General features: G+C 55.2%; 12 protein-coding genes and 2 tRNA genes. 8 read left to right on the top strand and 6 right to left on the bottom strand.

Features of this window, described 5'->3' with window-relative positions; all coding sequences use genetic code 11:
• Positions 1–12: 12 nt before the first annotated feature.
• Both RS584_RS09290 and RS584_RS09285 read right to left on the bottom strand, forming a co-directional pair.
• Positions 13–1,179: an MFS transporter gene (locus RS584_RS09290; RefSeq protein ID WP_017384607.1), complete on the bottom strand. Its 1,167-nt coding sequence runs from the start codon at positions 1,177–1,179 to the stop codon at positions 13–15.
• A gap of 161 nt (positions 1,180–1,340) precedes the next feature.
• On the bottom strand, positions 1,341–1,430 hold the full coding sequence (locus RS584_RS09285; RefSeq protein ID WP_003857632.1) for a YnhF family membrane protein: 90 nt from the start codon (positions 1,428–1,430) through the stop codon (positions 1,341–1,343).
• Positions 1,431–1,727: 297 nt separating this feature from the next.
• Here RS584_RS09285 and purR point away from each other — a divergent pair, with 297 nt between their 5' ends.
• A complete protein-coding gene (purR, locus tag RS584_RS09280; RefSeq protein WP_003857634.1) occupies positions 1,728–2,753 on the top strand; it encodes an HTH-type transcriptional repressor PurR in 1,026 nt (341 codons plus the stop codon).
• Positions 2,754–2,770: 17 nt separating this feature from the next.
• Here the strand turns inward: purR and punR are convergent, their stop codons facing one another.
• Entirely contained in the window at positions 2,771–3,682 is a 912-nt protein-coding gene (gene punR / locus RS584_RS09275; RefSeq protein ID WP_049012597.1) for a DNA-binding transcriptional activator PunR, read from the bottom strand.
• 112 nt (positions 3,683–3,794) lie between these two features.
• Between punR and punC the strand changes: the two genes are divergently transcribed.
• Positions 3,795–4,994, top strand: a complete 1,200-nt coding sequence (punC, locus tag RS584_RS09270; protein WP_023296385.1) for a purine nucleoside transporter PunC — start codon at positions 3,795–3,797, stop codon at positions 4,992–4,994.
• Between the two features lie 298 nt (positions 4,995–5,292).
• Entirely contained in the window at positions 5,293–6,441 is a 1,149-nt protein-coding gene (gene cfa, locus RS584_RS09265; protein ID WP_315749457.1) for a cyclopropane fatty acyl phospholipid synthase, read from the top strand.
• Between the two features lie 31 nt (positions 6,442–6,472).
• Here cfa and RS584_RS09260 read toward each other — a convergent pair whose 3' ends face one another.
• Positions 6,473–7,114, bottom strand: coding sequence for a riboflavin synthase (locus RS584_RS09260; RefSeq protein WP_017384610.1), 642 nt, complete (start codon positions 7,112–7,114; stop codon positions 6,473–6,475).
• A gap of 225 nt (positions 7,115–7,339) precedes the next feature.
• Here RS584_RS09260 and mdtK point away from each other — a divergent pair, with 225 nt between their 5' ends.
• The 4 genes from mdtK (at position 7,340) to RS584_RS09240 (ending at position 10,742) form a co-directional block, all read left to right on the top strand.
• Entirely contained in the window at positions 7,340–8,713 is a 1,374-nt protein-coding gene (gene mdtK, locus RS584_RS09255) for an MdtK family multidrug efflux MATE transporter (RefSeq protein WP_017384611.1), read from the top strand.
• Positions 8,714–8,866: 153 nt separating this feature from the next.
• Positions 8,867–8,943, top strand: a tRNA-Val gene (locus RS584_RS09250).
• 4 nt (positions 8,944–8,947) lie between these two features.
• A tRNA-Val gene (locus RS584_RS09245) sits at positions 8,948–9,024 on the top strand.
• Positions 9,025–9,146: 122 nt separating this feature from the next.
• Positions 9,147–10,742, top strand: coding sequence for an FAD-NAD(P)-binding protein (locus RS584_RS09240; RefSeq protein ID WP_032670048.1), 1,596 nt, complete (start codon positions 9,147–9,149; stop codon positions 10,740–10,742).
• A gap of 27 nt (positions 10,743–10,769) precedes the next feature.
• Here the strand turns inward: RS584_RS09240 and RS584_RS09235 are convergent, their stop codons facing one another.
• Positions 10,770–11,405: a carbonic anhydrase gene (locus RS584_RS09235; protein WP_015570694.1), complete on the bottom strand. Its 636-nt coding sequence runs from the start codon at positions 11,403–11,405 to the stop codon at positions 10,770–10,772.
• Between the two features lie 72 nt (positions 11,406–11,477).
• Positions 11,478–12,260, bottom strand: a complete 783-nt coding sequence (locus RS584_RS09230) for an MBL fold metallo-hydrolase (protein ID WP_017384617.1) — start codon at positions 12,258–12,260, stop codon at positions 11,478–11,480.
• Positions 12,261–12,385: 125 nt separating this feature from the next.
• On the opposite strand from RS584_RS09230, the gene RS584_RS09225 reads away from it, so the two are divergent.
• Positions 12,386–12,526 (top strand): hypothetical protein, encoded by a 141-nt coding sequence (locus RS584_RS09225; protein WP_003857665.1) that lies wholly within the window; start codon positions 12,386–12,388, stop codon positions 12,524–12,526.
• Positions 12,527–12,549 lie beyond the last annotated feature (23 nt).

The raw sequence follows: 12,549 nt of genomic DNA, 5'->3' as shown, positions 1-12,549 counted from the left end.
CTGCGTTTTTGTTTATTCCGCCGTACACACCGCTTCAGGCTGTTTACGACCAGACATCATCACCAGCAGCAGGCCGAGTGCAGCAATGATCGCCCCCATCACCGGCACAAAGCTGTAACCCAAACCACCTGAGATCACCGCCCCGCCCGCTGCGGCCCCCAGCGCATTGCCCAGGTTAAACGCACCGATATTCACCGACGAAGAGAGCCCCGGCGCTTCGTGCGCAACGCGCATTACGCGCATCTGCAACGGTGGCACCACGGCAAAGGTTGCGGCGCCCCACACCACCATGGCAATCGCGGCACCCACTTCGTTACGCGCCAGCCACGGAATCGCCACCATGATGACAATCAGCAGCGTTAAAAAACCTTTCAGTGTTCCACTGACGGAGCGGTCGGCAAATTTCCCGCCGAGATAGTTGCCAATCGAGAACCCGACACCAATCAGCACCAGCATCGCGGTAACAAAGAGTGGCGTTGCGTGGGTAATGTCGTGCAGCACCGGGGAGATATAGGTGTAGAGCGTAAACATCGCCCCGGCCCCCAGTACCGTGGTAAGCAGCGCGGACAACACCTGAGGACGCATCAGCACCGCCAGCTCTTTACGTACTTCCGGACGTTCTCCCGCACTTCCTTTCGGCAGTGAGAAGAACAGCGCAACCATCGCGACCACGCCCAGTCCGGCGGTTGCGAGGAAAGACATACGCCAGCCGATGGCTTCTCCCAGCCAGGTGGCAGCGGGAACGCCGCCGATATTAGCGATGGTGAGGCCCATGAACATAGTGGCTACCGCGCTGGCCTGCTTATGTTTTGGCACCACGCTGGCGGCAACAACCGAGCCCAGTCCGAAGAAGGCGCCATGGTTGAGGCTGGTCAGAATGCGCGAAAGCATCAGAGTGGTGTAATCGGGCGAAATCGCGGAAAGCACATTTCCGAGAGTGAAAATCGCCATCAGGAAAATCAGCGCATTGCGGCGAGCGCGGTGGGAAAGCAGCAGCGTCATCAGCGGCGCGCCCACCATCACGCCAATCGCGTAGGCGCTAATTAACATACCGGCCGCAGGAATTGAGACGTCCACGCCCCGGGCGATAACAGGCAATAACCCCATCGGGGAGAATTCAGTGGTGCCAATCCCAAAGGCGCCAATCGCCAGGGCCAGCAGGGGAAAATTGATTTTCATGAAGAGACTCCGGATACCGTGCCATAACCCGGCACAGAACTAAGAAGTCAAAAGCATGACATCAATCACAAAAAATGAGAAGTTAACATTTTGGCAAAAGATTTTTGCCGGAGAGGTAACAATAGCGGCAAGAGAGGGAGAAGGTTCTCCCCCCTCCTGAATCAGTGCAGCGCAGCGGTTAAACCACCCGCAACAATCAGGGCAAGAACAACAATGGTGGTAAACAGCGAAAACTTCAGATCGGTACTCATCAATTTTTCTCCTTTTATTCACCCTACGAAAAGTGAGCTTGCTCATTTTTACACAGTTTAGGTCAAAAATCTTCCAGGATTTAAGCGGATATCCACTTTACCTCTTCCCCTTTTCATCAAGATAGGACAAAATTCCACGCTAAATTTATTAGCGTACCGGCCACTGACCCCCTCCTGACGTCCTGTGTCGTTTTCCCGGCGTGTCGCAACTCATGTTTGCGTGATAAGGGTGAGAGAAGGCAAACGTTTACCTTCAATTTTTTCAGGAGCTTAGGATATGGTCTGGAGTGACATTTAATGGCAACAATTAAAGACGTAGCAAAACGCGCAAACGTTTCCACTACAACCGTATCACATGTTATTAACAAAACGCGTTTCGTCGCTGAAGAGACGCGTAATGCCGTCTGGGCGGCAATCAAAGAGCTGCACTACTCGCCAAGTGCCGTCGCCCGCAGCCTGAAGGTTAATCACACCAAATCGATTGGCCTGCTGGCCACCAGCAGTGAAGCGGCCTACTTTGCTGAAATCATCGAAGCCGTTGAAAAAAACTGCTTCCAGAAAGGCTATACCCTGATTCTGGGCAACGCGTGGAACAACATTGAAAAACAGCGCGCTTACCTGTCAATGATGGCGCAAAAGCGCGTCGACGGCCTGCTGGTAATGTGTTCTGAATACCCTGAGTCGGTCCTTTCCATGCTGGAAGAGTATCGCCACATTCCGATGGTGGTCATGGACTGGGGCGAAGCGCGCGCAGACTTCACCGACTCCGTTATTGATAACGCCTTTGAAGGCGGCTACATGGCGGGGCGTTATCTGGTAGAACGCGGTCATCGTGAAATTGGCGTGATCCCGGGTCCGCTGGAGCGTAACACCGGAGCTGGCCGTCTGGCCGGTTTCATGAAAGCGATGGAAGAGGCGCTGATCACCGTGCCGGAAAACTGGATTGTTCAGGGCGACTTCGAGCCGGAGTCGGGCTATCGCGCCATGCAGCAGATCGTCTCCCAGCCGCATCGCCCTACCGCGGTGTTCTGCGGCGGCGACATCATGGCGATGGGCGCGCTCTGCGCGGCGGATGAACTCGGCCTGCGCGTCCCGCAGGATATCTCGGTGATCGGCTATGACAACGTGCGCAACGCCCGCTTCTTTACCCCGGCGCTGACCACCATTCACCAGCCGAAAGATTCGCTGGGTGAAACGGCCTTCAATATGCTGCTGGACAGGATCGTCAACAAGCGTGAACAGTCCCAGTCCATTGAAGTTCACCCGCGCCTGATAGAACGCCGTTCCGTTGCGGACGGTCCGTTCCGCGACTACCGTCGTTAATCACTTTACGGGACCAGCTATGCTGGTTCCCGCAACCACTCCCGGTTCAGCGTTTCGCTGTCGCCCAGATAATCCAGCAGCCAGGCCATGGCGGGCGAGACGTCGTTTTGCTGCCACGTCAGACAGCACGCGGCATCCGGGAAGGGGTTTTCCAGCGTCAAGGCCACCCACTCTCCCGCATCGATGCGCGGGCGCGCAAAATGCACCGGCACCATGCCAACGCACAGCCCCGCGCTCAGACAGGTGGCCGACGACTCCCAGTCCGGCGCGACCACGCGGCGCTGATTATCCAGCAGCCAGGTAATGCGCTTGGGTAGCGAGCGGGAGGTATCTTCCAGCACCAGCGAGGGCCAGTTGCGTAAGGTGTCATCGCTCAGCGGACCTTCCAGCGCCGCCAGCGGGTGATCGCGTGCGACCACGCAGGTCCAGCTCAGCATGCCCATGTCGCGAAACGCGTAGCGCCCCCCAACCGGGATCGCCTGGGTTGCACCAATCGCCATCTCCGCCCTGCCGTCCGCCAGCGCATCCCAGACGCCGTTGAACACTTCCTGCGAAACACGCAGTTCGACGTCGGTAAAATGACGATAGAAATCGACGATCATCTGCCGGGTCCGTTCCGGCTTAACGATGTTATCCACCGCGATAGCGAGATGCCCGCGCCAGCCGTTGGCGATCTGCTGGCACTGCTCACGGGTGATCTGCATTTTTTTGATAACAGACCGCCCTTCCTTCAAAAACCACGCTCCGGCAGGCGTGAGCTCCACGTCGCGATGGCGCCGCTCGAACAGCGGGACCGCCAGCCACGCTTCCAGCTGGCGCACCGTATAGCTGATAGCCGAGGGAACGCGATGCAGCTCCTGGGCGGCACCGGTAAAGCTGCCGTTACGCGCCACGGCATCAACCACTTCAAGGGAATAATCTGACCACATCTTTAGCCTGCAAATTTTTTGAATGCACCCGCCAAATATTAGCGTTTCACAAGCCGCTTTGCACTCCCTACACTCTGCGCCAACGTACACCTGCCTCCTCAGGAGAAAAAAAGTGCAACCCAGGAAAGGATTTTTAGTCTGGCTCGGCGGCTTAAGCGTGCTGGGCTTTTTGGCGACCGATATGTATCTGCCCGCGTTCGCCGCGATGCAGGAAGATTTGCAAACCCCTGCCGCCGCCATCAGCGCCAGTTTAAGTTTGTTCCTCGCCGGCTTTGCTTTTGCGCAATTGCTGTGGGGGCCGCTCTCGGATCGTTTTGGCCGTAAGCCCGTCCTGTTGTTGGGGCTGGCGATTTTTGCCGTAGGCTGTCTGGGCATGCTGTGGGTCCGCGATGCTGCCTGGCTGCTGGCGCTGCGCTTTATTCAGGCGGTCGGTGTCTGCGCCGCAGCGGTGACCTGGCAGGCGCTGGTGACCGATTACTACCCCGCCTCGCGCACTAACCGCATATTCGCCACCATTATGCCGCTGGTCGGCCTGTCGCCGGCGCTTGCCCCATTACTGGGCAGCTGGATCCTGGCGCATTTCGACTGGCAGGCCATTTTTGCCACGCTCTTTGCTATTACGCTGGTCCTGATGCTGCCTGCGTTCGGGCTTAAACCTGCGCATAAAAAAGAGACGCATCCGGACGCAAAGCCCATCACCTTTACCTCTTTACTGCGGTCGAAAGCCTATCGCGGTAACGTGCTTATTTATGCTGCCTGCTCTGCCAGCTTCTTTGCCTGGCTAACCGGTTCGCCGTTCATTCTGCATGACATGGGCTACAGCCCGGCGGCTATCGGCCTGAGCTATGTACCACAGACCATTGCCTTCCTGGTGGGTGGCTATGGCTGTCGCGCCGCGCTGCAAAAATGGGAAGGCCAACAGATGCTGCCCTGGCTGCTGGTTTTGTATGCGCTAAGCGTGATTGCGACCTGGGCTGTCGGCTTTATTCCCGGCGCCGGGCTTGCAGAAATTTTGATTCCGTTTTGCGTCATGGCGATCGCTAACGGGGCCATCTACCCTATTGTTGTAGCCCAGGCGTTGCGTCCATTTCCGCAGGCGACAGGCCGCGCTGCCGCGCTGCAAAATACCCTGCAACTTGGCCTGTGCTTCCTGGCAAGTCTCGTGGTCTCTGCGTTGATTGCAACCCCGCTGCTCACCACTACCAGCGTGATGCTGGTCACCGTTGCGCTGGCGGGATTGGGCTATCGCATGCAGTCCTCAGCCCATCGCGAGCAGAGTGAAAACGCGCAGACAGAAACGTCGCACGCCTGATTGCGCGGGAAACTATGTTAAATACCAGTGATTAGGTTGCTAACAATTTTCTGTTGAATCACCAAATTTTGCGGCCTATACTAAATTTGGTTCGATTAAATACGATAAATATTAAGTGTTAACGGGAGCCGGAGCGCTCCCGTTTTACCATGGAAGGCATTTCGGCAAGGGTTATCTCCCTTCCTCTGTTCTACGTCGGATATTAGCCTCGCGGGCATTTACCGTGAGATTTCTCACAAACCAAAAAAGCGTCTACGCTGTTTTAAGGTTCTGATCACAGCAAGGTGATGGAGAAGCTATGAGTTCATCGTGTATAGAAGAAGTCAGCGTTCCGGACGATAACTGGTCCCGGATCGTCAGTGAACTGTTGGGACGTGCGGGCATTACGATTAATGGCTCATCCCCCTCCGATCCCCAGATAAAGCATCCCGATTTTTTCAAACGCGTGTTACAGGAGGGGTCGTTAGGGCTGGGTGAAAGTTATATGGACGGCTGGTGGGAGTGTGAGCGGCTGGATATGTTCTTCTCCAGCGTATTACGCGCCGGTCTTGAAAAACAGCTCCCTCGTCATTTCAAAGATACCTTACGCATTGCCTCCGCCCGCCTGTTCAATCTGCAAAGTAAAAAACGGGCGTGGATCGTCGGTAAAGAGCATTACGACCTGGGCAACGATCTGTTCAGCCGTATGCTCGATCCTTTAATGCAGTACTCCTGCGGATACTGGAAAAAAGCGACGACCCTGGAAGAGGCGCAGCAGGACAAGCTGCAACTGATCTGCGATAAATTGCAGTTACAGCCCGGTATGCGTGTGCTGGACATCGGCTGTGGCTGGGGTGGTCTTGCCTGGTTTATGGCTAAAAATTACGGCGTCAGCGTAGTCGGCGTCACGATTTCGGCTGAACAGCAGAAGATGGCGCAGGAACGCTGTCTGGGTCTGGATGTTGATATTCGGCTTCAGGACTACCGCGACCTGAACGAGCAGTTCGATCGCATTGTTTCCGTAGGTATGTTCGAGCACGTGGGGCCGAAGAACTACAAGACTTACTTCGAGGTCGCCGATCGTAACCTGAAGCCTGAGGGAATTTTCCTGCTACACACCATCGGCTCTAAACGCACCGATAACAATGTGGACCCCTGGATCAACAAATATATCTTCCCGAATGGCTGTTTACCCTCTGTTCGCCAGATTGCGAACGCCAGCGAACCGCATTTTATTGTGGAAGACTGGCATAACTTCGGCGCAGATTACGACACCACCCTGATGGCCTGGCATGAACGTTTCCAGGCTGCATGGCCTGAAATCGCCGACCACTATTCGGAACGATTCAAACGGATGTTTAGCTATTATCTGAATGCCTGTGCGGGCGCGTTCCGTGCGCGGGATATACAGCTTTGGCAGGTGGTGTTTAGTCGTGGGATTGAGCACGGTTTGCGTGTGGCTCGCTGAAAAAATAACCCCGGTTAACCGGGGTTATTTTTTATTCTTCTTCCACGGTCTTTATTATCGCCGCCTCTTTCGCCGCCAGCACGCGCTCAACGGTATCCACGACCGCCTGGGTCTGGGGATCAATTTCGATATTTACGCGCTGCCCCAGTTTTTTTGCGCCAAGCGTAGTACGTTGCAGCGTTTCAGGAATTAAATGCACGCAAAAACGCGTTGGCGTCACTTCACCGACGGTCAGACTAATCCCATCGATGCCAATAAATCCTTTATAAAGGATGTATTTCATTAATGACGGATCCTGCACCTTAAACCAGATTTGACGGTTATTTTCCGAGGTCACGATTTTCGCCACTTCTGCGGTGGTCATAATATGGCCCGACATCAGATGCCCGCCAATCTCATCGCTGAATTTCGCCGCGCGTTCAACGTTGACGATATCTCCCACCACCAGCTCACCCAGGTTAGTGATACGCAGCGTCTCTTTCATTAAATCAAAGCTTATCTGGTTACCGTTAATTTCGGTCACCGTCAGGCAGCAGCCGTTATGCGCTATCGACGCCCCGGTTTCAATGCCGTCGAGCATATATTCAGGCAGCTCAACTACGTGAGTGCGGAAATTCGGTTTTTCATCAATGGACACCACTTTGGCAGTGCCCTGCACAATACCAGTAAACATGCTTACAGCTCCTGTTCATTCCGAACGGCGATGACACCGTATAATCCCACCACAATAACAGTTGAAAAAACAGGTTGCCAGTGATGCGCAATTTCTGGCGATTTTTTCACTAGATAATTAGTTAAACCCCGCTACAATAGCTGGCATCCCTCTGTTTTTTCTTCTTGCTGCCAGTAACGGCGGCCTTTTTAGTCTCTCAAATAACTACAATACAAAGGTGTTCACGTGCAGAAGTATATGATCGAAGCGCGTCAGTTATTGGCACTGGCCATACCGGTGATCGTCGCGCAGGTAGCCCAAACCGCAATGGGATTTGTGGATACGGTAATGGCCGGTGGTTACAGCGCCACCGATATGGCCGCCGTGGCGATCGGAACCTCAATCTGGCTTCCGGCCATTCTTTTTGGTCACGGCCTGCTGCTGGCGCTGACGCCCGTTATCGCGCAGCTTAACGGCTCCGGTCGACGCGACCGCGTGGCCCATCAGGTGCGCCAGGGCTTCTGGCTGGCCGGGGGGGTCTCCGTCCTGATTATGATCGTCCTGTGGAACGCCGGGTATATTATTCGCGCCATGCATAATATCGACCCGGCGCTGGCGGATAAGGCGGTCGGTTATCTGCGCGCCCTGCTCTGGGGCGCGCCCGGCTATCTGTTCTTCCAGGTGGCACGTAACCAGTGTGAAGGGCTGGCAAAAACCAAGCCGGGCATGGTGATGGGCTTTATCGGCTTGCTGGTGAACATTCCCGTGAACTATATCTTCATTTACGGTCATTTTGGCATGCCGGAACTCGGCGGCGTGGGCTGCGGCGTGGCGACGGCTGCGGTGTACTGGGTGATGTTCGGCTGTATGCTCACCTACATTAAACATGCGCGTTCCATGCGTGACATTCGTAACGACACCTCGTTCAGCGCACCCGACTGGACGCTCATGACCCGTCTCATTCAGCTGGGGTTACCCATTGCGCTGGCGCTGTTCTTCGAAGTGACGCTGTTTGCCGTCGTCGCCCTGCTGGTCTCGCCGTTAGGGATTATTGATGTCGCAGGACACCAGATCGCCCTGAACTTCAGCTCTTTGATGTTCGTCCTGCCGATGTCCCTGGCTGCTGCGGTGACGATTCGCGTGGGCTTCCGTCTGGGGCAAGGCTCGACGCTGGACGCACAAACGGCAGCCCGCACCGGCCTTGGCGTCGGCGTCTGCATGGCAGTCTGTACCGCGCTCTTTACCGTGCTGTTGCGTGAGCAAATTGCCCTGCTCTATAACGACAACCCGGAGGTAGTGACCCTGGCCTCGCATCTGATGCTGCTGGCGGCCATTTATCAGATCTCTGACTCCATCCAGGTGATTGGCAGCGGCGTGCTGCGTGGGTATAAAGATACGCGTTCCATCTTCTTTATCACCTTTATCGCTTACTGGGTGCTGGGTCTGCCGTGCGGGTACATTCTGGCGCTCACGGATCTGGTGGTGGATCGCATGGGGCCAGCCGGATTCTGGATGGGCTTTATCATCGGCTTAACGTCTGCGGCCATTATGATGATGCTGCGCATGCGCTTCCTGCAACGTCAGCCGTCTGCGGTAATTTTGCAGCGCGCTGCACGTTAATGACAAAGTAGCCGCCGGCTGGCGGCTACTTTCTCTTCACTTTGCGCGGTAATGAAGCAATCGCGTGAAATCAGAGAGAAAAATGCATTTTCCCTCTTGCCACCTTGGGGCTGTGCCGCTAATATTCGTCCCCGTTGTCACCGACAACACAATGCGTTCATAGCTCAGTTGGTTAGAGCACCACCTTGACATGGTGGGGGTCGTTGGTTCGAGTCCAATTGAACGCACCATTCTGCGTCCGTAGCTCAGTTGGTTAGAGCACCACCTTGACATGGTGGGGGTCGGTGGTTCGAGTCCACTCGGACGCACCATTTCAGTCCTGAAATGGTGCAAAATTCCTCTTCAAAACGTCTTAATTTTTTCCTTCATTGAATGATTTAACCTTTCTCCTGCTACGCTTATTTTATGGTTCAGAAATGCAGGAACGCTTTCGATGAAAAAAATCGCCATTATCGGCTCAGGTCCAACAGGGATTTATACCTTTTACTCACTTCTTAACAACGCAGCACCGCTTTCGATCACCGTGTTCGAAAAGGCAGACCAACCCGGTGTCGGGATGCCCTACAGCGACGAGGATAATTCCCGGCTAATGCTGGCGAACATCGCCAGTATCGAAATCCCGCCCATTTTTATTACCTATCTCGACTGGCTCAAACAGCAGAGTGCGGCCCATCTTGCCCGCTATAACGTCGACAGTGAGAAACTGCACGACCGGCAATTCCTGCCGCGTATTCTGTTGGGTGAATATTTTCACGATCGGTTTCTCGCCGTCGTTGCTGAGGCGAAAAAGTCGGGCTTTCATGTCGAGGTGCACCCCAACGCAGAAGTCACGGATATTAAGGCTGATGCAGACGGCGTGGCCCTTTCAGTGAACGATGCCCCTTTCTCAAGGCGGTTTGATCTTGCGGTTGTTGCCACCGGCCACGTCTGGCCTGATGAAGATGAAACCACCCGCGCATATTTCCCAAGCCCATGGTCAGGGCTGATGGACGCGGAGATCCGAGCCTGTGAGGTGGGGATCATGGGGACCTCCCTGAGCGGGCTGGACGCTGCAATGGCGGTTGTGATGCAGCATGGCCGGTTTAGCGGGGAGCAGTTCGTTGTCAATAAAGGCAGCGAAGGGCTAAAAATCACGCTGATGTCCCGCACGGGCGTTCTGCCGGAGGCCGACTTTTACTGCCCTATCCCTTATGAACCGCTGTCCGTGTTAACGGAGTCTGTGGCGGAAAGCGAAATCGCCAAAGGCCCGGACGGGCTGCTTGACCGCATCTTTGCGCTGATGGTGAAAGAGCTCGAGCTGGCCGATCCGCGCTGGTGCCAGGCGATATCGCTCGGTACGCTGAATGCCGACACGCTTCGTGATGTCTGGTTTGAGGATCGTAAAAAGCATGGCCCTTTCACCTGGGCCGAAGCGAATCTGAAAGAAGTGGAGCGCAACAAGCGCGAAAAACGCACCGTTGCCTGGCGCTATACCGTGCTTCGTTTGCATGAAGTGGTTCAGGCCATCGTCCCTTCACTCAGTGAGCATGACAGAGAGCGGTTTAAATCCGGGCTGGAGCGTGTGTTTATTGATAATTATGCCGCCATTCCACCGCAGTCTATCCGCCGGTTACTGGCGCTGCGCGAGGCAGGGATCATTAGCGTGGTCGCACTCGGTGATGATTACGACCTGGATATCGGCAGCGATCAGACCGTCATCACCACGGCAGAAAAGCGTTACCGCTTCGACGTGTTTATTGATGCGCGCGGGCAAAAGCCGCTCAAAAACAAGGACATTCCCTTCCCCACCCTGCGTAAACAGCTTGCGGAAACCGGCGATGACGTCCCGGACGCGGGGGAAGACTATACGTTGCTGGCGCCTGCATCACTGCGGGGGCGCATCGCTTTTGGGGCGATCCCCTGGCTGATGCACGATCATCCCTTTGTTCAGGGTTTGTCTGAGTGCGCTGAAATTGGTAAAGCGATGGCGAAAGCGGCTGGAAAACCTGCGTCGGGCGTGCGAAGGAAGTTACCATTCATGGAATTTTAACAGAGCTTCCCTGCCCTGCGGGGCGGGTTACTCGAAGAAGACGTCCGGGTTTTCCGACAGCGACACGAACGATTTAGTGTTCTTGTCCAGGGCAAGGATTTTGCCGCTTTCAATGTCATATACCCAGCCGTGCAGGCGAATAGCGTTGTTGCGCAGGCCTACCGCCACCGACGGATGGGTCTTGATGTTGCTCAGCTGCGCAAAGACGTTCTCCTGCACCATCGCATTCACTTTATCGATTGGCTTATCCCAGGTTTTCTTCTCAACCACCGCTTTTGCCGCATCAGAATAGCGCAGCCAGTGGGAAACGGCCGGCATCGGCTCCAGATCGGCGTTGTCAGCAATCGCCTTCATCGCGCCGCAGTTGGAGTGGCCGCAAATAACGATATCGGTCACGCCCAGGGCAACAACAGCATATTCGATGGTCGCAGAGACACCGCCAGGCTCCGGCCCGAACGGTGGCACAATGTTGCCCGCGTTTCGAATGACAAAGAGCTGTCCTGGCTCCTGTTGCGTAACCAGTTCCGGAACCAGACGGCTGTCGGAGCAGGAGATGAACAGCGCTTTGGGATTCTGACTGGACGCTAAACTACGAAAAAGCTCTTTACGTTGCGGGAAAATCTCTTTTTGAAAGCTGAGAAAACCTTCAATGATATGTTGCATAGCCATTTCTCTTTTATCTGTTTTAGTTTAGGTATGATCGCGATCACACTCGTAAAATTTAACCACCGCGCCTTAGCCGAGACAAGCAATATATTTCTGGCCCGACCGCTGCACGATCTCATCCGCGTTCGCCGGGATGTTCTGCCCTTCAAAGGCCCCGTACAGGCGCTGGTACGTTTTCCCTGTCAGTCGGCCAATCACCGACTCAACTGTGCGGGCAGGCAGTGGCAGCATATTCGGATAACTCCACATAAACGACACGGCGTCCTTACCGGGCGTAACCTGCAAAATATCACCGGCCAGCAGCACGCCGTCGCCAGACTGCCAGTGCAGCACCGTGCCGCCTGCAAAATGCCCGCCCAGCCGCAGAAGAGTCACCAAAGGCATAATCTCCAGGGCGTCCTCCTCCCAGAAGCGTATCGCCGGGCTGTCACGCATCACCCACTGCCGATCGCTGGCGTGCAGGTAGATCGGTGCGTTAAACGCCGCGGCCCACTCTTGCATGGTGGTGTAGTAATGCGGGTGCGAAATCGCGATCGCGCTGATCCCCCCGAGCGCGTCAACTAACGCTCTGGTCGCCGGGTCAAGATTGGCGATGCAGTCCCACAGAACATTGCCCTGTGGCGTACGCAGCAGAAGCGCCCGCTGGTTGATGGCAAAAGAGGGAACAGTTTTGATGCTGAACAGCTGCGGCTCCAGCTGTTGCCATTTGTTGGTGTGCGTGGTCGTCAGGCTGTCGAAGTCCGTCCATGTCTGGCCCGTCACCGGGACATACTGGCGCTCATCGTCGCAAATCGGGCAGTTTTTGGGCTGTTCATCGTAAGCGGTACCGCAGGTTTTACAGAGTGTAATCATCGGCTTTCCTCAGCAATAAATCACTGAGTATGGCAGGGATTATCCATATGTGCTGAGGGGTGCCTGGCCCGCTTTTTTTGACTTATACTATGCCAGTATCAAAAACTGAATAACGCAGGTGGCACATGGAAATTGATCTCGATAACTTAGTCTTTAACGGGCTGGATGAAGCAGAAGAGCGCAACGCGGAACGTCTCGACGATGCGGATAAAAAAGCCCAGGCGATTGTCGCCGATGACGACTGCGGCGATGCCTGCAAGATCTGAAGAAAAAGCACCGGGCTCCCCGG

Origin of the sequence: Enterobacter sp. DTU_2021_1002640_1_SI_PRY_ASU_LCPMC_013 (assembly GCF_032389435.1) — a bacterium.
In the GTDB taxonomy this organism is placed as follows: domain Bacteria; phylum Pseudomonadota; class Gammaproteobacteria; order Enterobacterales; family Enterobacteriaceae; genus Enterobacter; species Enterobacter hormaechei_C.
Note: the sequence above shows the minus strand (reverse complement) of the source record. Positions and strands in the feature narration are given on the sequence as shown.